This window comes from Actinomadura sp. NPDC023710 (assembly GCF_040639875.1).
Taxonomy (GTDB): domain Bacteria; phylum Actinomycetota; class Actinomycetes; order Streptosporangiales; family Streptosporangiaceae; genus Spirillospora; species Spirillospora citrea.
Map to the genome: position 1 here is coordinate 12,588 of NZ_JBFAGB010000005.1, position 18,664 is coordinate 31,251.

Sequence of the window (18,664 nt, forward strand, 5' to 3'; positions counted from 1 at the left end):
CGGCGCTCCCATGCCCCTGGCAATACAGCCCAGCGACTCACCACTACGCCAACGACTCCACAGCTCCTCCTGCCGAGCCGTCGAGAACCCGTAGTCCCGCACTCGCACCTCCGAAACGATCAAGATCATTTTCGGTGATGCACTGACCCCTTGAACCCAAGATCGTTACTCGGACACCGAGACTCCCCAGCTTCCTCGACGGAGGGGGCGGTAGGGGCTCTCGACGGGATCGCCGAGCCGGGCGAACCAGGATCGCCCGGCGCCGTGGCGGGCGCCGGGATCGGTCAGGTCCCAGCTGGTGAACGCGCGGTCACTGCGGCGGCCGCCGCCCGCTTCGGTGGTGTCCGGCAGGATGTTGGCATGAAGCTGAGATATCCATGCGTGTGCTGCGGTCACCTGACCATGGATAAAGCGCCCGGCTCCTATCAGATCTGCCCGGTCTGTTTTTGGGAGGACGACGATGTGCAGTTGCGCTGGCCCGACTGGGCTGTCGGAGCCAACCGAACCTCACTGATCGAGGCTCAGCAGAATTTTCAGGACTACGGGGCTTGCGATGAGGGTGTACTGGAGCACGTCCGGCCGCCCGAGGACGGCGAGTCGTTGGACACCAGCTGGCGCCCTATCGATCCAGAGCGCGACCATTTCGAGCCCCGGGGCGTTCAGCTGGCAGCGTGGCCCGGTGACAGGACTTTCCTGTACTGGTGGCGTTATCGGAATACCGGATTCTGGCGCCCTGCCGGGTGAGCCAGGTCATCCGGCCTGCTCATCTACCGAGACAGCCCGAGACCGGTGGCGCGGAGAGCAGCACGCTTGCTACGCGGCCCGGCTGAGGGTGTTGGTTGGATCGGCGGTTCGTGTGTCGGGTGTTCGCGGGCTGACTGTGGGTGGGCTGGCTGTTCGTGGGTCGGGTGGTGGGAGGAGGCGGTAGGTGTAGTGGCCGGCGGCATCTCGGGTGGTGTGTATTCGGTGGGGGTTGGTGTGTTTGAAGCGGTTGTGCCATCCGCAGCACAGGGCGAGTTGGTCGATGTCGGTGGGGCTGTTTCCGAGGGACCATCCGTTGACGTGGTCGATCTCGCACAGCGTCCCGGGGATCTCGCACCCTTGTACGGCGCAGGTGGGGTAGAGGGTTTCCAGGACTTGGCGTTGGGCGGCGGTGGCGAAGCGGACCTTGTGGCCCAGGTAGAGGGGTGTGTGGCCGCCTGTGAGCAGGAGGGGTGAGACTCCGGCGGCGAGCGCGATGCGGCGGGCCTGCGGTGCGGGGATGGCGGTGCCGTCGGTCAGCCGCGCCGGGGTGTGGCCGCCGGTGAGGGTGTCCAGGTCGCAGATGACGGTGACCTTGGTGGCCTTGTGCCCGCCCGACAGGACGCTGGACAGCGCGGCGGCTGTTCGTTCGGGCAGGTCGCGGTGGTCGTCTTGGCCGGCCGGTTTGGCCAGGGGGGCCAGGGTGCCGTCCCAGCTGGCGGTGTCTTCGGGGTTGAGCCAGCCTCGAATGTAGCGGCCGCCGTCCAGGGAGCGGGTGGAGGTGATCCACGACCGCTCATACCCACGCTCAGCGTCCTGGGGAGCGTGCTCGTGTCCGTCGCGTTCGGTGATGACGTCGCGGATGCGGTGTCCGACCGCGGCGACCTTTCCGGGCGAGAAGCCCTGGCCGACCATGTCCAGCAGCAGCGTCTCGGCCTTGGCGCAGTCGTCGTCATCGAGCCGGGCGACGGCGTCGGCGACCGTGGTGGCGTAGCCGTAGGACAACTCGCCTCTGGTCAGCAGCTCGGCCACCGCGGGCAGTCGGTGGCGTTGACGGGCCAGGGTGATGCGTTCTTTGGCACGCGTGTCGCGCATGCCTATCCGTGACCGCAGCCACGCCTGGGTGGAAGGGAAGCCCCAGCGGCGCATCTCACCGGCCGCGTCCACCCGCCCGATGAGCCCGGCCAGTGCGCTTTCCTGGACGTCGGAGGCGGCCGCCAGCGTCTCGGCGAGTTCCATGCACGCCGCAGGTGATTCGGGTGCGGGGCGGGTGGCGAGTTCGGCGGCGATCGCGGCGGCGGCGTCCACCAGTTCTCTGGTGGACGCCTCACCGAGATCCATATCCGTGACCGAACACATACGTAGAGTGTATCGAACTGACTATCGAGCGACGCCAGAGGCGGGGCTTGATTAGTGTCACCACTGGGATAGACGGAGCCCAATAACTTCGACATCAGTTCGCGATGTTGACAGTAGACCGCGTCAGCAATCGTGTCGGGCCGACCCCCGGGAGGGCGGTCATGTCAGCCGCACGGAGACGTTGCCTCGGTGGTCGCCGCGGAGCATGGACAGGAAAGCGCCGGGCACGCCGTCGATGCCGGTCTCGACCACGGTCCGCGGATACACGAAGCGACCCTGGTCCAGCGACGTGCGGAAGTGGTGGTGCCAGGCGGAGATCTGCTCGGGCGTGTGGTGGCAGGAGAACGGCAGCAGTTCGACCTGCCTGGCCTGGGCCGCGGTGCGGTCGGGCTCGGGGAAGCGGTCGGGTGCGCCGCCCAACTGGGTGGACAGTGAGCCGCACAGGGCGAACCGTGCTCCTGGCGCGGCGACGTCGAGAGCGGCGTCGTACAGCGTCCCGCCGACGGTGTCGAAGAAGACGGTGATGCCCTCCGGAGCCAGTTCCTTGAGCGCGGCGACCGGGTCCTGGTGGTAGTCGAAGGCGGCGTCGAAGCCGAGCTCGTCGACGAGGTAGTCCGCCTTCGCCTGGCTGCCCGCACTGCCGATGACCTTCTTCGCGCCCAGGTTGCGGGCGATCTGACCGGCCAGCGAGCCGACGCCCCCGGCCGCGCCGGAGACGAACACGATGTCGCCCTGGCCGGCCTTCGCCACCTCGGCGATGCCGTAGTAGGCGGTCGGCCCCTGGCCCAGGTGGTAACTGGGGTCGGGGTAGGCCTCCGGGTCCAACCTGAAGTAGGAGGCCGCCGGGCCCGCCGAGTGCGTGCTCCAGCCGCTCATCGACTGGACCAGGTCACCCTCTTTCAGGTCCGGGCAGGCCGAGCGCAGCACGGTGCCGATCGCCATGACGCCGATCCGCCGGCCCGGCTGCCAGGCCGGGATCGGAAGGTGGCAGTCGGGGCGCATGAGTTCGAGGTAGGTGGCGGCGAGGCCCAGGTAATCGGTGCGCACCACGACCTCGCCGTCGATCTGACTCTGAGCGACGGTGAAGTGCTCAGGGCCGGGGACGCCTGCGATCTGGGCGGTCAGGTGGATCTCGCGAGTCATCATGCTGACGACGCTAACCGGCCTTCCGGCCACTTTCTGACCGGAAGTCGAGGATGATGAGGGATATGTCCAACACCAGTTCCCGCACCCTCACGCTGCTGTCGTTGCTGCAGTCCCACCGCCACTGGTCGGGCGCCGATCTGGCCGACCGTCTCGAGATCTCCGAGCGCACGCTGCGCCGGGACGTCGATCGCCTGCGTGAGCTGGGATACCCGGTGCGGGCGTCCCGGGGCACCGATGGCGGCTATCAGCTGGCGCCCGGCGCCGTCCTGCCGCCGTTGCTGCTCGACGACGAGGAAGGGGTGGCGCTGGCGGTCGGCATGGGGAACGCCGCGCAGAGCGGGATCGCGGATGTGGAAGAGGCGGCGGTGCGCGCGTTGACCAAGGTGATGCAGGTCCTCCCGCCCCGTCTGCGGGCTCGGGTGAACGCGTTGCGCGCCATGACCGTCTCCGCGACGCCCACCGGACCGGTCGTCCCGGCGGATGTCCTGACAGCGATCGCCCAGGCGTGCCGGGACCAGGAGCGGCTGTGCTTCCAGTACACGGCGCGCGGGGGTTCGCAGACCGAACGTGAGGTGGAACCGCATCGTCTCGTGGCGCTCGGGGGCCGCTGGTATCTGGCGGCCTACGACCTGGCCCGGCACGACTGGCGCAGCTTCCGCCTCGATCGGCTGACCCGGCCGCGCAGCACCGGTACGGGCTTCCGGCAGCGGCCCCTGCCCGGCGGGGACGCCGCCGCGTTCGTGCGGGCCTCGGCCCAGGTGCCCTCCGCTCACACGGTCGTCGCGTTGGTCCACGCCCCCGCCGAACAGATACGCCGGATGGTCGGCCAGTGGGGCAGGATCGAACCGGTCGGCCAGGACCGTTGCCGGCTCACGATGGTGTCCACCAGCCTGGACTGGCCCACGCAGGCGCTCGGCAATGTCGGCGCCGCATTCGACGTGATCGAGCCGCCTGAGTTCGTCGATCACCTGAGAGATTGGGGGACGCGGTTCCTCGACGCCGTCGACAGATCAACCAAGGGGAAGCACTAGCGGGGTGTGGGGCTGGCGGCGCCCTCGCCCGAGACGTCCAATACCGGATCTGGACGAGGGCTGGCCGGGGGCGTTCTAGCGGTTCGTGGGGGGCGCCGCGTGGATGGCGGTGCGGAGGGCCTCGCGGGTCAACAGCAGGACGGGCCCGTCCTGGTCCTTGCTGTCCCGCACGGCGACCGCGCCTGGCAGCTCAGCAAGCTCGACGCATTCAGCAGCATTGGAGCCGCTGTAGCTGCTCTTGCGCCACGTGGCGTGGGTCAGGTCCATCTTTCTTTGGCCACCTTCCTGATGAGTTCGCAGGACATCTCTTGAGTGAGTGCCCGTGAACGGAGATCGACTAGGGTCCGTGCCAGAACAGACAGATCGGCGGGGTCATCAGTCGTGATCGACCGTACGGCGGTCTCCGCATACGCGATCTCGCTCCGATCGGCCATGGTGGCGAGCACGAACGCTCCCATATTGCCGTCGTGATCACCACCTCCCAACACTACTTGAACTGTGACGTTGGGCAACGTGCTGAGTTCGATCAGGTGCTCTAGCTGGTCCCTCATCACTTCGGATGTCCCGACCCGGCGATAGAGCACCTGCTCATCGATCAAGAAGACCACGAGAGCCGGGCCGCCGTCGTCTTCCTTGTAGAGGAGGGCCTGTCGATTCATCCTCACTTCTGCGGCCTCATGATTGCCGTGCACGATCGTCAGGGCATAGGCCTGCGTCTGAGCCAGACCGGGGATCACTGAGTGCTGCCAGCACACCAGCATCGCTGCGTCGGTCTCGATCTTGGGCCAGTCGAACCAGATGGGGACGGGGTGGCCGTCCTTGTTGAGGTCCTCCCACAGGCTGACGAGTGCGCCTTCGGCCTCTAAGGACTCGTCCACGATCTCCACGAAGGATCTCGTGGCTCGCTTCCTGCCATTCTCGATCTTGCTGACCTGAGGTCCGCTCACCTGCGTGATGTGAGCGATCGTCTCTTGCTTGACTCCCTTGGCCTCGCGCAGTCGGCGCATCTGGCGGCCGAAGGCGAGGAGGGCGGGCGACTCTCGGGGACGGCGAGGGCGACGCGGGGGCATGATCCTTTATTCCTCTCCATGGAATCTGCCATCGCTGCATCTGAACTGCCACTGACTGCCACTTGCTGACGGCAACCACATCGTAAAGCGAAAGGTGGCTCAATGTGTGCCGTAGGCAACAGAGAGTGAGGAGAGGTCGTGGGTGAGGCGGTGTGCGGGGAGATGGTGGTCAAGCGGGATCTTCAGGCCGTGGCGGAGGTGCGGCGGTTCGTGCGGATGGTGATGGGCGGGTGGGCGGTGGACGACTTCGTGCCGTGCCTGATCGCGAGCGAGCTGGTCACCAATGCGCTCCGGTACGCGTCGGGGGAGGGCGATGAGGTGATCTTCCGGATCGGGCGGGCCCGGGACGGGGCGGTGTGGGTCGAGGTCCAGGACTCCGACTGCGTGATGCCGCGCGTCCAGAGCGCGGACCTCAACGGGGAGTCGGGCCGGGGACTGTTCGTCGTGGAGGAGCTCACCCGGTGCTGGGGTGCTCGGCCCCTGGCGGAGGGCGCCGGCAAGGTCGTCTTCGCGATCCTCGACCTGTGACGGACATGCGAGAGGGGCGGCCCCCCCGACCGCCCCTCCGCGTCCTCGAAAGGACTCTCCGCCCAGCGGGGCCATTCCCGGTCCCCGGGGCGTTCGAACAACATGTTAGTCGAATGGACGTTGTCGAAGAACGGGAAATGAAGATTCTCGTAAGTGCGGAGGAAGGTGACCGGCTTCACCCGTCTGGCCTATTCTCGTCCTACTTGCCCGTATGTGTCGGAGAGGTCCCGTCCGCGAGGATGATGGGTGAGGGGAGGTCATTGACGATCACGTCTCTCCGGACGGGGTATTTATGCGAGAATCCTCTCCTGACCTCGGGCGTTACCTGTCATCATGTGCCGATGTAAGGGTGTGGCGGATGGGTTGTGTGGGCTCACCGCCGTAAGGTGATTCGCGTGTTGCTGGACGTCGGGTATGTCGCGATTGTCACATCGGATAACGCGCTTCATAATGGATTCTGCGACGTGATGTGAACCGAGGTCTTTGGTTAGGCTTCCCTATGGTGAAAGAAGGAGCGGGCTCTCGGGGGCGGTCGGGTACCGAGAGCCCGCGCGCAATTCACGGCAATTTCGCGCCGATGACTTCCGTCGGCCGCGTGGTCGGGGACGGGGTCTCCGGCCGGCGGGCGGGCCACCAGAAGCGGTGTCCCGCGTCCAGGGCCAGGGCGGGGACGATGACGGAGCGGACGAAGAAGGTGTCCAGCAGTACCCCGAGGGACACCAGGACGCCGATCTGCACCATCATCGTGATCGGCATGACGCCGAGGACGCCGAACGTGGCGGCCAGGACGAACCCGGCACTGGAGATGACGCCGCCGGTGACGCCGAGGCCGCGCAGGACGCCCGCGCGGTGTCCCGCAGCGGCGACCTCCTCACGGATCCGGGAGACGAGGAACAGGTTGTAGTCCACGCCCAGCGCCACCATGAACAGGAAGCCCATGAGGGCGACCTGGATGTCCAGGGCGGGGAAGCCGAACCCGTACCGGAACAGCAGCCAGGCGGCGCCCAGCGCGGCGAAGTAGGACGCGACGACCGTGGCGACCACCAGGAGGGGCGCGACCACCGCGCGGAGCAGCGCCATCAGGATGAGCAGGACGACCCCCAGCACGAGCGGGATCACCACCCGCCGGTCGTGGGACTGCGCGTCGGCGAGGTCGACCAGGAGCGCGGTGCTCGCCCCGAAGTCCGCCTCCGGGACCGCTGCCCGCAACGCATGGACCGTGCCCTTCGCCGCCTCGCTGTCGGGCGGGTCGGACAGGACGACGTCGAGCTTGGTCAGCCGTCCGTCCGTCGAGCGTTCCGGCGTCCCGACGCGGGCGACGCCGGGGGACGTGCGGAGTGCGGCGGCCACGGTGTCCGGTTCGTCGGTGACGACCTGGAGCGGACGCCCTTGGCCGCCCGGGTAGTGCTGCGCCAGTAGCCGTTCCCCGATCGTCGAACCGGGCGTCGTGGTGAGGAAGTGGCCGCGGTCCAGGCCGGTGTTGATGCCGAGGCAGCCTGCGGCGAGGGCGGCGAGCACCGCCAGCCCGCCCACCCAGACCACGCGGGGACGTGCGGCGATGCGGGCGCCGACGCGGTCCCACAGGCCGCGCGCGGGCGGGGCGTCGCCGTAGCGGGGGATGCGGGGCCAGAACACCCAGCGGCCGAGGATCACCAGAAGGGCGGGCAGCAGCGACATGACGACGACGAGGCCGCCGAGGACGCCGATGGCGCCGATCGGCCCGAGCGCGTAGTTGAAGCCCATGCGGGCGGCGAGCAGGCACAGCAGGCCGAGCGACACCGTCGCGGCGGACGCGGCGATCGGGGCGGCGGCGCGGCGCAGCGCGGCGGCCATCGCGTGGTGGCGGCCCGGATGGCGGCGCAGCTCCTCCCGGTAGCGGGCGAGCAGGAGGAGCGCGTAGTCGGTCGAGATGCCGAAGACCAGCGCGTTCAGGATGGTGGACGTCCCGTCCGCGACGTAGAGGCCGGCGTGCTTGCCGAGGAGGTAGACGACGGCGCCCGTCGTCTGGAGCGCGATCGCCGCGTTCACGATCGGCAGCAGCCACAGGATCGGGCTGCGGTAGGTGAGCAGCAGGGCCAGGGCGACCAGGACGACCGTGACGATCAGGACGGGTTTGTCGACCTTCTGGAACGCGTCGCCCACGTCCAGCGCGGATCCGGCCGGGCCTGTGAGCCTGACGTCGAGTCCCGGTGGCCGGTCCCGGTTCGCCTGGTCGCGGAGCTTTCCCGCGTTGCCGACGAGGCCCTCGTCCCGCAGCGGGACGGTCAGCATCAGCGCCTTGCCGTCACGGGACGGGACGGGCGCCGCGATCGGCCCGGCCGCCACCGGGGCGAGGGCGCGGCGGTCGGACTCGGCCTTCGCGCGGTCCGCGCCGGTGAGGCCCGACGGCCGGATGTAGGCGAGGATGCCCGGCGCCAGGTCGCCGTCCGCGAACCGGGCCTCCAGTTCGTCGACCTTCGTGGACTGGGCGCCGCGCGGAAGTTCGGCGGACGAGTCGGCCTGCACGACGTCGGGCAGCCGGCTCGCCAGCGGCACGGCCAGCGCCGTGACCGCGACCCAGAAGGCCAGGACCGCCCATTTCAGCAGGCGCCGCTTCGGTGAGGGTCGTTTGCGTGAGAGCAGCATGAGGTGCTCTCCTTTCGGTGGGGGTTCGCGTTGCGTGGAAACACGCCGTTCGGCGTGGTGATGCGGGCTTCCGCCCGTCCGGGCCGGCGAGCGGCAACTCGGCGGCCCGGACTTCTCAGACCTCCGGGAACGCCAGGAACCTGGCGTGGAGGGTGCGCGCGTCGGGCGGCGGATCGTCGTCCGTGCGCTTGTAGCGGTAGAGGAGCGCGATGTACTCCTCGAAGAAGGGACGCACCTGCTCCGGCGTCAGCGTGAGGGTGGAGAACGAGAAGAGCAGGGCGTCCGCCCACGGGCCCATCTCGTCGCGTTCCCGCAGGTAGCGGTCCAGCATCTCCATCTCGTTCGCGAACTCCCGCCGGGTCAGCTCCTCCACGGCCTCGCGCATCCCCGGCGACTGCTCGCTGTAGGCCGGCAGCCGCCGGTCGCCGGGCACCGCCCGCCACCAGCGCTCCCGCCCGCGCGCCAGCTCGGGGACCTCCTCCACGAACCCGTGCCTGGCGAGCTGCCGCAGGTGGTAGCTCGTCGCGCCGGTGCTCTCGCCCAGCTCGCGGGCGAGGGTCGTGGACGAGACGGGACCGCGCCGCATGATCTCGGCGATCCGCCGCCGCAGCGGGTGCGCGAGCAGCCGCACCCGCTGCGGGTCGGTGATCGTCTCCGGGGCCGGCTGTTCCTTCATGCCCGTGACACTAGAAGTTGCAAAGGGCCTTTGCAACGTTTCTTTGCGAAGTTCACCGGACAGGACGAGCCGCCACGACCTGAGAGGGAGCCGCCGTGTGGCTCGCGGGTAGCGGCGCGCCACGGCGGGCCCGCGTCCGGGCGCATGTCCTTGGCTGACGGGTGAGGCTGTGGTCAACTTAAATCGCCGGCGATGGGGGAGGGGAGCCGAATGCAGCGTCGTGTGGACGAGGCGCCACCGGGAGCGTCGCTCGCCGAGAAGGTCGAGTGGCTGATCCAGAACCTCTGGCCGGCGGACGCGGAGCCGCCGCGCAACAACGTGGAGACGGCCGCGGCCATCGCGCACGCCACCGGTGAGGACATCTCGTCCACCACCGTGTGGAAGCTGCGCACCGGGCGGCAGGAGAACCCGCAGCTGAAGACCCTGACGGCGCTCGCCACGTTCTTCGGCGTGCCGATCGGCTACTTCGGCTTCGCCGGGGAGTCCGAGCCCATCGGCGAGGACCTCACGCTGAAGGCCCTGCGCCGGGACGTCGAGCAGGGCATCATCCGGCCCGAGGTGCTGCGCGCCCTGGTCGACCTGTCCCCGGAGGCGCGCTGGGTCGTGGACGAGATGATCCTCGCCGCCGCCGAGGCCGACCGCGTGCGCCACGGCTGACGCCGCGCGGGCGGTGCCGGGCGATGTTTCATCGGGGACCTGATCAGGTAGAGGGCGACTAGCACCTCACCCGTACCCCGGAGGGGCAATGCCGTCGTTCGCCGCCGTCCTCTCGGTTCTCGGGCTGGTGGCCGCCCTGGTCGCCGGGGTCTACGCGGTCTCGTTCGCGGCGGCGCCCCGCGGGTTCGAGAGCGGGCCGTTCCTGTCGGGGGCGCGCCCGGCCGAGCACGCGGTGTCGCGGTACCACGTGCGCTGGTACACGGCGTCGATGGTCTTCCTGGCCTTCGACATGGAGATGGTCTTCATGTTCCCGTGGGCGCTCGTCGTCGCGTCGATCGGCGTCAAGGCGGTCGTGGAGATGTTCGCCTTCCTGGCGTTGCTGCTGGTGGGCGTCCTCTACGCGTGGCGGGAGGGGGCGTTCCGGTGGGCCTGAGACGGTCCGTGGGGCTGGGAGGGTCCGTGGGGCTGGGACGGTTCGCCGCACGGCGCCCGTTCGTCGTCTCGGCGGCGGACGGCACGCGCGACCGGCTCGCGATCGAGCGCGCGCTGCGCGGACGCCGGTGGCGTCCCGCCGTGTCGCCCACGGAGACCGGGATGCTCGTGGTGTGCGGGAACCCCGGACCCGCGCTGGCCGAGGCCATCGGCGTGGTCTGGCGGGACATGCCGGAGCCGCGCGTGCGCGTCTCGGCCTCCGACCTGGAGGGCGTCGCCGGAGGCCCGCGACCCGCCCTCGACCTGGACGCGGACATGGCCGACCGGGCTGAGGACCGGGACGGGCTGAAGCTGGACGTCCTGCACGTGCCCCTCGGGCCTGTGCTGTCGTACTGGCCGGCAGGGTTGCGAGCAGATCTGACGTTGCAGGGCGACGTCGTTCAGGAAGCCGAGGTCACCGCCGTCGACACCGGCGGCGGGACGTTCTGGACGGAGGGGCGCCAGGCCGCGTCCCGTCTCGACAGCCTGTCCCGGCTGCTGCACGTGGCGGGATGGGAGGCGGCCGGGGAGCGCGCCGCCGTGCTGCGCGACGACGCCCTCGACGGGGCCGCCGATGACGCGCTGGCGCGGCGGTTCGCACCGTTCGCCCGGAAGGTCGGGCGGTCGCGCACCCTGGCATGGATGACGCGGGGCTTCGTGAAGGACCGGCTGGACGGCCTGCTCCGCGACATCGGCGCGGCCCTGGAAGGACGGCTCGTCCGGCCGCGCGAGACCTGGGACGAGGCGGCCGTCGTCCTGCCGGTGCTCCTCAGCGGAGCGGAACTGGCCCAGGCCCGGTTGATCGTGGCGAGCCTGGACCCCGATCTCGGGGCGGTCGGCGATGGTTGAGGTCCTGGTCCTCGGCGTCCTCGCGGTCGCGGCGGCGTCGTTCGGCGGCGCGCTCGCCGGACGTCCGGCCGAGCCGTTCCGCGAGGCCGCGCGGCTGCTGAGGGTGCAGCGGCGCGTCACGGCGAGGGCGGACGTGCTGCTCACCAGGATCGGGGTCGTGTCGCTGCCCGCGGCGGCGGCGCTGGCGGCGCTGGTGGTGCCGTTCGGCGACCGCGTCGCGGCCGGGACGCGGATCGGCGTCGTCTGGTTCAACGCGATGGAGGTCGTCGCGTGGGGGTCGGTGTGGCTCGCGGGCTGGGGCGTCAACTCGGTGTTCGGGCTGGTCGGCGGGTACCGGTTCCTCGCGCAGGGGCTCGCCTACGAGCTGCCGCACATGTTCGCGCTCATCACCGCCGCGCTCGCCGCGCACTCGCTCGACCTGCGCGCCATCGGGCAGGCGCAGGACGGGCTGTGGTTCGCGGTATGGATGCCGGCCGCGTTCGCCGTCTACCTGGTCTCGGCGGCGGCGATGGCGTTCTGGGGGCCGTTCGACCATCCCGTGGGCGACGACGTGGCCGGGGGCGTCCTGGCCGAACTGTCCGGTCCCGACCGGCTCGTCTTCCTGGCGGGACGCCACGGGCTGCTGGCGGTGGCCTCGGCCGTCGCCGTCCCGCTGTTCCTGGGGGGCGGCGCGGGTCCGCTGCTACCGGCGTGGCTGTGGTCGCTGGCGAAGACGTGCGCCGTCCTGGCGCTGCTGGTCTGGACGCGGCGGCGCCTGCCGGTGCTGCGCATGGACCGTGCGATGACCGTGGCGTGGACGGTCCTGATCCCCGCCTCGGTGCTCCAGATGCTCGTCGTCGCGATCGTCGTCGTGTGAGGGGGACGCCGTGTGAGGGGGACGCCGTGTGAGGGGGACGCCGTGTGAGGGGTGAGAACGTGGAGGCCGTCGCGTTCTGGGTGCTGGCCGTCGCCGCCGTCGGGGCGGCCGTCGCCGTGTTCGTCGTGGACTCGATGGCGCGGGCGACGTTCGCGCTGCTGGCGTCGTTCCTGTGCGTCGGCGGCGAGCTGCTCCTGATCGACCTGCACTACCTCGGTGTCCTGGTCGTCCTCATGATGATCATGGAGATGCTGGTGATGGCCGTCTTCATGGTCATGTACATGATGAACCCGGCCGGGCTGATGCCGATGACGATGCTGCACAACAGGCGCGGCGCGTTCGCCATCTCCGGTGCCGCCTTCGCCGCCCTGGCCGCCGGGGTGTTCACCGTCCCGTGGCCGGAGCGCGCCGGACGCCCGCCGCGCGACCCCACGGTCGCGCTCGGTGAGGCGATCATGGGGCCGAAGATGCTGGTCATGATGGTGATCGGCGTCGCCATCCTGGCCACCATGATCGCGACGGTGGTGCTGGCCGCGCACCGGGGCCGCTACGACCTGGAGGGCGACGACGGGGGCGGGGCGCGATGACGCTGGAGGCGTTCCTGCTGCTCGCCGCCGCGCTGTTCTGCGTGGGCCTGTTCGGGGCGCTGTCGCAGCAGTCGATCGTGATGCTGATGATGGGCCTCGAACTCATGATCAGCGGGATCGTGGTCGCCGGGGCCGCGTTCTGGTTCTGGGTGTCGCCCGGCAGGGCGGACGGGCAGGTGCTGGTCCTCGTCGCGATCACGGTGATGGCGCTGGAGATGGCGATGGGGTTCGCCGTCGTCACCGCCTTGTTCCGGGCCCGCGACGTGGACATGACCGACGACGCGGGGGACCTCAGGGGATGAGCGGAACCAGCAGGGCCCTCCGCCTGCGGGGAGCGTGCGGATGACGTTCCTTCCCGGGTGGCCGGGCGGGCTCGCGGTGGACGGGCTGTCCGCGGTCCTGCTCGTGACGCTCGGCGCCGTCCTGGCGGCGGTCCTCGTCTTCGCTGCGGGAGAGGGGTACGGCGCTCGCTTCTTCGGCCTGACGCTGCTGTTCGCGGCGGCGATGGCCGTCACGGTGACGGCGACCGACCTGGTCCTGTTGCTGATGGGCTGGGAGGTCATGGGCGCGATGTCGTACGCGCTCATCGGCCACGACTGGTGGGACGCGCGCCGGGTCGGGTCGGCGGGCGTCGCGTTCCTGACGACCCGGGCCGCGGACATGGGCCTCTACGCGGCGGCGGGCTTCGCGGTCGCCGGGGCCCACTCTCTCCGGCTGGACGACCTCGCCGCGGCGGGCGCACCCTGGCGGGACCTGATCGCGGCCGGTGTCGTGGTGTCGGCGCTGGGGAAGTCGGCGCAGCTCCCGTTCTCGTTCTGGCTGTCGCGCGCCATGGACGGCCCCAGCCCGGTGTCGGCACTCCTGCACTCGGCCACGATGGTCGCCGCGGGCGCGTACCTGCTGCTGCGCGTTCATCCGCTGCTGGCCGCGACCGGCTGGGCCGCCACGCTCGTGACCTGGGCCGGGGCCGTGACCGCGCTGGTCCTCGGCGCCGTCGCGCTCGCGCAGCGCGACCTCAAGCAACTTCTCGCCGCGTCCACCTGCGCGCAGATCGGGTTCATGGTGCTCGGAGCCGGCGCCGGTGCGCTGGGCGGCGGGACGGCACAGCTCGTCGCACACGCCGCGGTGAAGAGCCTCCTGTTCCTCTGCGCGGGCGTGTGGCTGGGCGAACTCGGGACGAAGCGGTTGGACGCGCTGCAGGGCGCGGCGCGGCGCCATCGGACGGTCGGCGCGGCGTTCGGCGTGGGCGCGCTCGCGCTGGCCGGCGTCCCGCCCCTGTCGTTGTGGGTCACCAAGGACGAGGTCCTCGCGGGCACCGGCGGCTCTCCGGCCATCCTCGCGGTGGGCCTCGCGGCGTCCGTCCTGTCGGCCGCCTATGCCGCGAAGGCGCTGCTCGCCGCGTTCCGTCCGGGCGGCGGAGGCGGCGCGTTCCGCGTGCCGCTCGCGCAGCGGGCGCCGCTGGTCCCGCTGGCCTGCGCGGCGGCCGCGCTCGGGGCGCTCGGCCTTCCCCCGGTCGCGGACGCCTGGCGGCGGCTGCTCGGCGTGCCCGACGAGAGCGGGCCCGGACCGTGGATGGTCGCGCTCTCCGGTGTCCTCGCCGTGGTCACGGTGGGCGCGGTCATGGCCGTCCGGCGGATCCCGGAACCCGCATGGGCGCTGCGCTGGCTCTGGTCGGAGGACGTGGCGTCGGCCCTGGTGGTCCGTCCGGCGTTCGCCATGGCCCGGGCGCTGGCCCGGTTCGACGACCGGGTGGTCGACGGCGCGGTCCGGGGTGTCGCACGCGGCGGCCAGGCGACCGCCGGGCTGGCCGGGCGCCGCGTCGAGTTCCGGCTGGACGGCCTCGTCGCCGCGGTCGGGCGCGCGGCGCGCGGGCTGGGCGCCCTGGCGCGGCGCCCGCAGACCGGGCAGGTCCACCTGTACTACGCCCAGGCCGCGGTGGTGCTCGCGGTGCTCGTCGTCGTCGCCGTCCTGGCCGGGTGAGGCGATGCTGAATCTGGTGCTCTTCCTGCCGCTGGCGGTGGCGCTCGCTCTGCCCGCCGTCCCGCGCCGCGCGGTCCCCTGGACGTGGATCGGTGTCACCGTCCTGGACCTCGCGCTCGTCATCGGGATGTGGGCCGCGCACGGCACCGGCGGCGGGATCGCCTACGAGACGAACGTGCGGTGGATCCCGTCCGTCCGGGCCGGCTACCACGTCGGCGTGGACGGCCTGTCGCTGCCGCTGCTGGCCCTGACCGCCGTCCTGTTCGCCGTGTGCGCGGTGTACTCGCTGCGGCAGACCCGCCGGGCGCGGGCGTTCGCGATCCTGTTCCTCTTCCTGGAGACCGTCTGCCTGGGCCTGTTCGCGGCCCTCGACCTGCTGCTGTTCTTCGTCTTCTTCGACCTGTCGATCGTCGGCATGTACTTCGTGATCCTGCTGTGGGGGCACGGTGACCGGACGCGGTCGGCGCTGATGTTCTTCCTCTACACGTTCCTCGGATCGCTCGTCCTGCTGCTCGGATTCATCGGCCTCTACCTGGGCGCCGACCCCCACACGTTCGACATGGTCGAGCTGACCCGCACCCCACCGCTGAGCGGCGGCCCGGCGGGGCTGACGCTTCTCGCCGTCGGGATCGGCCTCGGCATCAAGACGCCGGTCGTGCCGTTCCACACCTGGCTGCCGCCCGCGCACACCGACGCGCCCGCTGCCGGGTCGGCGATCCTCGCCGGGGTCATGCTGAAGATGGGCACCTACGGGCTCATCCGGATCGCGATGCCGATGCTGCCGGACGCATGGCGGCGCTACGCGCCGGTGTTCCTGATCGTCGGGCTGGTCGGCGTCCTGTACGGGGCACTGGTCGCGCTGGCGCAGGACGACGTCAAGCGGCTCGTCGCCTACACGTCGGTCAACCACATGGGCTACATCGTCCTCGCGCTCGGCGCGGCCGGGTACGCCACCGGCGACGCCGACGCGCGGCGGCTCGCGGTGACCGGCGCGGTCACGCAGATGGTCAGCCACGGCCTCGTCACCGGGGCGCTGTTCCTGCTGTGCGGTGTCCTGTACGACCGGGCCGGCAGCTACGACCTCGCGCGGTTCGGTGGCATCGCGCGCGGCGCGCCCGTGTTCGCCGCGCTGACCGCGGTGGCCGCGTTCGCCTCGCTCGGGCTGCCGGGCCTGTCCGGGTTCGTCGCCGAGTTCCAGATCTTCGCCGGGACGATCGGGAGCGGCACGGCCGCGACGGCGGTCGCCGGCGCGCTGGCCGTCCTCGGGATCCTCATCACGGCCGCGCTGTTCCTGCGCGTCCTGCACCGCGCCGTGCTCGGGCCGCCCGGCGAGCTGACCGCCCGCGTTACCGACGTGCGGCGGCCCGAACTGGCCGCGCTCGTTCCGCTGCTGGCATTGTCGCTGGTCATCGGCGTCGTACCGCGCGTGCTGCTCGACACGATCGAGCCGCTGTCGGCGGCCGTCGTCGCGCTGGTGGGCCGCCGATGAACGAGAACCCCGCCGACCTCGCCCCCGAACTGTGCGCGCTGGCCGCCGCCGTGGCCGGGCTGGTGGCGGGGATGTTCCTGCCCCGCACGCGGCAGTGGCCGGTCGCGGTGGTCTGCTCGGCCGGACTCGTCGCGGGACTGGCCTTCGCGGGGGTCGCGGCGTCCGGCCCCGACCTCATGGCGTTCGACGCCTTCTCCGTCGACCCGATCACCCACGTCACCCGGATCACCGTGCTCGGCTCGACGCTCGCCGTCGTCCTCCTGGCGGCCGGGCCGGTCCGCGACCATCCGAGGGAAAGCGAGCACCATGTCCTGATCCTGCTGTCCGCGCTCGGCACGATCATGCTCGGCGCCTCGTCCGACCTGCTCGTCCTCGTCGCCGCGTACCTGCTGGCGAGCATCCCCGCGTACGCGCTCGCCGGGTTCGGCAAGGACGCGCCCGGGACCGAGGCCGCGCTGAAGTACTACCTGATGGGCGCGCTGCTGGGCGTGCTCATGCTCGGCGGGGTGACGCTGCTGTCCGGCGTGGGGCGCGGCACCGCCTACGCCGTGCTGCGGACCGGGCTCGCGGACGCGCCCCCGGCGGCGGTCGCGGCGGGCGTCGTCGCGCTCCTCGCCGGGCTGCTGTTCAAGGCGGGCGCCGTCCCGGGCCACTACTGGGTGCCGGACGTGGCCGAGGGCGCCCCGCCCGCCGTCGCCGCGTACGTCACCACCGTCCCCAAGATCGGCGCGTTCGCCGCCCTCTACCGGTTCTGCGCCGAGACCTCCCCGGACGGCCGGCACGCCCTCCTCGCCGTGATCGCGGCGGCGACGATGACGCTCGGCAACCTCGCCGCGTTCGGGCAGGACAACGTCCGGCGGCTGCTGGCGTACTCGACCGTGAGCCAGGCGGGCTACCTGCTCGTCCCGGTCGCGATGGCGGGGCGCACCGGCCTGGCCCAGCCCGCGCTGCTGTACTTCGTCGCCGCCTACGCGGTGACGAACCTGGGCGCCTTCGCGGTCGTGGTCGCCGCCGGCCGCGACGACCTCGCCGGATACGCCGGGCTCCTGCGCGCCTCCCCGCCCCTCGGCCTGTCCCTGATCGTCTGCCTGCTCGGTTTCGTCGGGACGCCGCCGACCGCCGTGTTCGTCGGGAAGGTCCTGATGTTCGGCGCCGCCCTCGACGGCGACTTCGCATGGCTCGCGGTGGTCGCCGCCGTGAACACGGTCGCCAGCGTCTTCTACTACCTGCGCTGGATCGTCCCGCTGTTCCGGCGGCCGTCCGCCCCGCCGCGCCCGGCACCCGGCGCCACCGTGGTCGCCGCTGCCGCCGCCTTGCTGTCGCTGGTCCTCGGCATCGCCGGCGGCGCCGCCCTCGCGTGACCGCCCTAGGGCCTGTCTGACAATGCCCAGGGCCGTACCGGCGGCGTCTATGAGGGCGGCGTGGGACGCGGTCTAGGACGCGCCGTCGCTGACAGCCTCGCTACGGTGCGGCTCCAGGCGATCGACTGCTTGCTCGCTCCATGCCCGGATGACTGATGCCTGCTCGGAGGTCAGTGAGTCGAGGAAGTGGCGGCGGATGTTGCCGCCGTGTACGAGGATGGCACTCTGGGCGGCGCGGCGCCCCTCGGCGGTCAGCCCGATCCCCGCGCGGCGACCATCGGCCGCGTACTGGGTGCGCTTGACGAAGCCGCGTTTTTCCATGCGCGTCAGCTGATGTGAGACGCGGCTCTTGTCCCAGTCGAGTGACTCGGAGAGCTCGCCGACACGCATCTCGCGGCCGGCGGCCTGCCACAGCGTCACCAGCACGCTGAACTCGGCTTTCGAGATGTCGCAGTCATGCTGTAGACCACGCTCCAGCTCCCTGGTGAGCAGGCGCTGCGCGCGCATCCAGGTATCCCAGAACTCCCACTCCTCGGGTCCCAGCGATCGAGTCTCCGTCATGTCGCCGAGGATACCGCGACCAGCAGAGTTGTCACTTCAACTCCTTCCGATCTAGAGTTGACGTGACAACTCTCTGGGAGGGAAGACCATGCCACTTCGCATCGCAGTCATCCTCGGAAGCACCCGTCCCGGACGCCGCGGCGACCAGATCGCCGCCTGGGCACTGGAGGCCGCCCGTGCCCATGGTGGAGCCGACTACGAACTCATCGACCTCGCCGACCAGGACCTCGGCAACCTCGACGAGCCCGGCAACCCGAACTTCCAGCAGTATCAGCACGACCACACCCGCGCCTGGGGCGCACTCATCGACAGCTTCGATGGCTACGTCTTCCTCGTCCCCGAGTACAACCACTCCTACCCCGGGGCCTTGAAGAACGCCCTGGACTACGTCTACCGGGAGTGGAACGACAAGGCCGCCGGGATCATCAGCTATGGCGGCTGGGTCGCCGGGGCCCGGGCCGCCGAGGCGCTGCGGCTCGTCCTCGCCGAACTCCAGGTGGCCACGGTCCGTGCCCAGCCCACCATCTCGACACACCCCTCGTTCCACACCGGCACCTTCGTCCCCCAGGAGGGCCTCGACACCGCCGTAGGCGACATGCTCGACCAGGTGATCGCCTGGTCCGGCGCCCTGCGCGGGGTGCGCCAGGCCAAGACGCAGACGCCCACGGCTGCATGAG

At 70.9% G+C, this 18,664-nt stretch carries 21 protein-coding genes; 13 read left to right on the forward strand and 8 right to left on the reverse strand.

Translation table 11 applies throughout. From position 1 onward, the window contains the following. Positions 1 to 165 precede the first annotated feature (165 nt). Positions 166 to 396 carry a hypothetical protein gene (locus AB0H37_RS07275; protein WP_360611841.1) on the reverse strand — a complete coding sequence of 77 codons (231 nt, stop codon included), beginning with the start codon at positions 394 to 396 and terminating at the stop codon, positions 166 to 168. Between the two features lie 6 nt (positions 397 to 402). Between AB0H37_RS07275 and AB0H37_RS07280 the strand changes: the two genes are divergently transcribed. Further along, on the forward strand, positions 403 to 744 hold the full coding sequence (locus AB0H37_RS07280; protein ID WP_360611842.1) for a CPCC family cysteine-rich protein: 342 nt from the start codon (positions 403 to 405) through the stop codon (positions 742 to 744). A 69-nt stretch (positions 745 to 813) separates the two neighbouring features. Here AB0H37_RS07280 and AB0H37_RS07285 read toward each other — a convergent pair whose 3' ends face one another. Continuing rightward, positions 814 to 2,082, reverse strand: a complete 1,269-nt coding sequence (locus AB0H37_RS07285; protein ID WP_360611843.1) for a DUF222 domain-containing protein — start codon at positions 2,080 to 2,082, stop codon at positions 814 to 816. Between the two features lie 177 nt (positions 2,083 to 2,259). Then, a complete protein-coding gene (locus tag AB0H37_RS07290) occupies positions 2,260 to 3,246 on the reverse strand; it encodes an NADP-dependent oxidoreductase (RefSeq protein ID WP_329094150.1) in 987 nt (328 codons plus the stop codon). Between the two features lie 62 nt (positions 3,247 to 3,308). Between AB0H37_RS07290 and AB0H37_RS07295 the strand changes: the two genes are divergently transcribed. Further along, on the forward strand, positions 3,309 to 4,277 hold the full coding sequence (locus tag AB0H37_RS07295) for a YafY family protein (protein ID WP_360611844.1): 969 nt from the start codon (positions 3,309 to 3,311) through the stop codon (positions 4,275 to 4,277). Positions 4,278 to 4,352: 75 nt separating this feature from the next. Here AB0H37_RS07295 and AB0H37_RS07300 read toward each other — a convergent pair whose 3' ends face one another. Both AB0H37_RS07300 and AB0H37_RS07305 read right to left on the reverse strand, forming a co-directional pair. Further along, the gene (locus AB0H37_RS07300; protein WP_329094145.1) at positions 4,353 to 4,544 is read right to left on the reverse strand and encodes a DUF397 domain-containing protein; all 192 of its coding nucleotides are present in this window, start codon (positions 4,542 to 4,544) and stop codon (positions 4,353 to 4,355) included. Further along, positions 4,535 to 5,347: a helix-turn-helix transcriptional regulator gene (locus AB0H37_RS07305; protein ID WP_360611845.1), complete on the reverse strand. Its 813-nt coding sequence runs from the start codon at positions 5,345 to 5,347 to the stop codon at positions 4,535 to 4,537. Before AB0H37_RS07305 ends, AB0H37_RS07300 begins: the two co-directional genes overlap by 10 nt. Before the next feature lie 138 nt (positions 5,348 to 5,485). Here AB0H37_RS07305 and AB0H37_RS07310 point away from each other — a divergent pair, with 138 nt between their 5' ends. After that, positions 5,486 to 5,875, forward strand: coding sequence for an ATP-binding protein (locus AB0H37_RS07310; RefSeq protein ID WP_360611846.1), 390 nt, complete (start codon positions 5,486 to 5,488; stop codon positions 5,873 to 5,875). A 558-nt stretch (positions 5,876 to 6,433) separates the two neighbouring features. Here the strand turns inward: AB0H37_RS07310 and AB0H37_RS07315 are convergent. Then, positions 6,434 to 8,500: an MMPL family transporter gene (locus AB0H37_RS07315; RefSeq protein WP_360611847.1), complete on the reverse strand. Its 2,067-nt coding sequence runs from the start codon at positions 8,498 to 8,500 to the stop codon at positions 6,434 to 6,436. Between the two features lie 115 nt (positions 8,501 to 8,615). Beyond that, positions 8,616 to 9,176, reverse strand: coding sequence for a helix-turn-helix domain-containing protein (locus tag AB0H37_RS07320; RefSeq protein ID WP_360611848.1), 561 nt, complete (start codon positions 9,174 to 9,176; stop codon positions 8,616 to 8,618). A gap of 210 nt (positions 9,177 to 9,386) precedes the next feature. On the opposite strand from AB0H37_RS07320, the gene AB0H37_RS07325 reads away from it, so the two are divergent. The 9 genes from AB0H37_RS07325 (at position 9,387) to AB0H37_RS07365 (ending at position 17,426) form a co-directional block, all read left to right on the forward strand. Beyond that, positions 9,387 to 9,833, forward strand: coding sequence for a hypothetical protein (locus tag AB0H37_RS07325; protein WP_360611849.1), 447 nt, complete (start codon positions 9,387 to 9,389; stop codon positions 9,831 to 9,833). Between the two features lie 88 nt (positions 9,834 to 9,921). Beyond that, a complete protein-coding gene (locus tag AB0H37_RS07330; protein ID WP_179833311.1) occupies positions 9,922 to 10,266 on the forward strand; it encodes an NADH-quinone oxidoreductase subunit A in 345 nt (114 codons plus the stop codon). A gap of 26 nt (positions 10,267 to 10,292) precedes the next feature. Beyond that, entirely contained in the window at positions 10,293 to 11,153 is an 861-nt protein-coding gene (locus AB0H37_RS07335; RefSeq protein WP_360611850.1) for a hypothetical protein, read from the forward strand. Next, positions 11,146 to 12,009 carry a complex I subunit 1 family protein gene (locus AB0H37_RS07340; RefSeq protein ID WP_360611851.1) on the forward strand — a complete coding sequence of 288 codons (864 nt, stop codon included), beginning with the start codon at positions 11,146 to 11,148 and terminating at the stop codon, positions 12,007 to 12,009. Before AB0H37_RS07335 ends, AB0H37_RS07340 begins: the two co-directional genes overlap by 8 nt. Positions 12,010 to 12,053: 44 nt before the next feature. Continuing rightward, positions 12,054 to 12,596 carry an NADH-quinone oxidoreductase subunit J gene (locus AB0H37_RS07345; protein ID WP_360611852.1) on the forward strand — a complete coding sequence of 181 codons (543 nt, stop codon included), beginning with the start codon at positions 12,054 to 12,056 and terminating at the stop codon, positions 12,594 to 12,596. After that, on the forward strand, positions 12,593 to 12,898 hold the full coding sequence (gene nuoK, locus AB0H37_RS07350) for an NADH-quinone oxidoreductase subunit NuoK (RefSeq protein WP_329094129.1): 306 nt from the start codon (positions 12,593 to 12,595) through the stop codon (positions 12,896 to 12,898). Before AB0H37_RS07345 ends, nuoK begins: the two co-directional genes overlap by 4 nt. A gap of 40 nt (positions 12,899 to 12,938) precedes the next feature. Next, complete coding sequence (locus tag AB0H37_RS07355) at positions 12,939 to 14,576, forward strand: proton-conducting transporter membrane subunit (protein ID WP_360611853.1); 1,638 nt, start codon at positions 12,939 to 12,941, stop codon at positions 14,574 to 14,576. 4 nt (positions 14,577 to 14,580) lie between these two features. Next, entirely contained in the window at positions 14,581 to 16,065 is a 1,485-nt protein-coding gene (locus tag AB0H37_RS07360; protein WP_360611854.1) for an NADH-quinone oxidoreductase subunit M, read from the forward strand. Then, the gene (locus AB0H37_RS07365) at positions 16,062 to 17,426 is read left to right on the forward strand and encodes an NADH-quinone oxidoreductase subunit N (RefSeq protein WP_360611855.1); all 1,365 of its coding nucleotides are present in this window, start codon (positions 16,062 to 16,064) and stop codon (positions 17,424 to 17,426) included. The genes AB0H37_RS07360 and AB0H37_RS07365 overlap by 4 nt, the downstream gene beginning before the upstream one ends. Before the next feature lie 72 nt (positions 17,427 to 17,498). Here AB0H37_RS07365 and AB0H37_RS07370 read toward each other — a convergent pair whose 3' ends face one another. After that, the gene (locus tag AB0H37_RS07370; protein WP_360611856.1) at positions 17,499 to 17,987 is read right to left on the reverse strand and encodes a MarR family transcriptional regulator; all 489 of its coding nucleotides are present in this window, start codon (positions 17,985 to 17,987) and stop codon (positions 17,499 to 17,501) included. Between the two features lie 88 nt (positions 17,988 to 18,075). On the opposite strand from AB0H37_RS07370, the gene AB0H37_RS07375 reads away from it, so the two are divergent. After that, a complete protein-coding gene (locus AB0H37_RS07375) occupies positions 18,076 to 18,663 on the forward strand; it encodes an NAD(P)H-dependent oxidoreductase (RefSeq protein ID WP_360611857.1) in 588 nt (195 codons plus the stop codon). Position 18,664 lies beyond the last annotated feature (1 nt).

Bases quoted from the DNA above. Each gene is read 5' to 3' on its own strand.
- AB0H37_RS07280 (WP_360611842.1), top strand. From the start codon at position 403: ATGGATAAAGCGCCCGGCTCCTATCAGATCTGCCCGGTCTGTTTTTGG.
- AB0H37_RS07285 (WP_360611843.1), bottom strand. From the start codon at position 2,082: ATGGATCTCGGTGAGGCGTCCACCAGAGAACTGGTGGACGCCGCCGCC.
- AB0H37_RS07290 (WP_329094150.1), bottom strand. From the start codon at position 3,246: ATGATGACTCGCGAGATCCACCTGACCGCCCAGATCGCAGGCGTCCCC.
- AB0H37_RS07295 (WP_360611844.1), top strand. From the start codon at position 3,309: ATGTCCAACACCAGTTCCCGCACCCTCACGCTGCTGTCGTTGCTGCAG.
- AB0H37_RS07300 (WP_329094145.1), bottom strand. From the start codon at position 4,544: ATGGACCTGACCCACGCCACGTGGCGCAAGAGCAGCTACAGCGGCTCC.
- AB0H37_RS07305 (WP_360611845.1), bottom strand. From the start codon at position 5,347: ATGCCCCCGCGTCGCCCTCGCCGTCCCCGAGAGTCGCCCGCCCTCCTC.
- AB0H37_RS07315 (WP_360611847.1), bottom strand. From the start codon at position 8,500: ATGCTGCTCTCACGCAAACGACCCTCACCGAAGCGGCGCCTGCTGAAA.
- AB0H37_RS07320 (WP_360611848.1), bottom strand. From the start codon at position 9,176: ATGAAGGAACAGCCGGCCCCGGAGACGATCACCGACCCGCAGCGGGTG.
- AB0H37_RS07325 (WP_360611849.1), top strand. From the start codon at position 9,387: ATGCAGCGTCGTGTGGACGAGGCGCCACCGGGAGCGTCGCTCGCCGAG.
- AB0H37_RS07330 (WP_179833311.1), top strand. From the start codon at position 9,922: ATGCCGTCGTTCGCCGCCGTCCTCTCGGTTCTCGGGCTGGTGGCCGCC.
- AB0H37_RS07340 (WP_360611851.1), top strand. From the start codon at position 11,146: ATGGTTGAGGTCCTGGTCCTCGGCGTCCTCGCGGTCGCGGCGGCGTCG.
- nuoK (WP_329094129.1), top strand. From the start codon at position 12,593: ATGACGCTGGAGGCGTTCCTGCTGCTCGCCGCCGCGCTGTTCTGCGTG.
- AB0H37_RS07355 (WP_360611853.1), top strand. From the start codon at position 12,939: ATGACGTTCCTTCCCGGGTGGCCGGGCGGGCTCGCGGTGGACGGGCTG.
- AB0H37_RS07360 (WP_360611854.1), top strand. From the start codon at position 14,581: ATGCTGAATCTGGTGCTCTTCCTGCCGCTGGCGGTGGCGCTCGCTCTG.
- AB0H37_RS07365 (WP_360611855.1), top strand. From the start codon at position 16,062: ATGAACGAGAACCCCGCCGACCTCGCCCCCGAACTGTGCGCGCTGGCC.
- AB0H37_RS07370 (WP_360611856.1), bottom strand. From the start codon at position 17,987: ATGACGGAGACTCGATCGCTGGGACCCGAGGAGTGGGAGTTCTGGGAT.
- AB0H37_RS07375 (WP_360611857.1), top strand. From the start codon at position 18,076: ATGCCACTTCGCATCGCAGTCATCCTCGGAAGCACCCGTCCCGGACGC.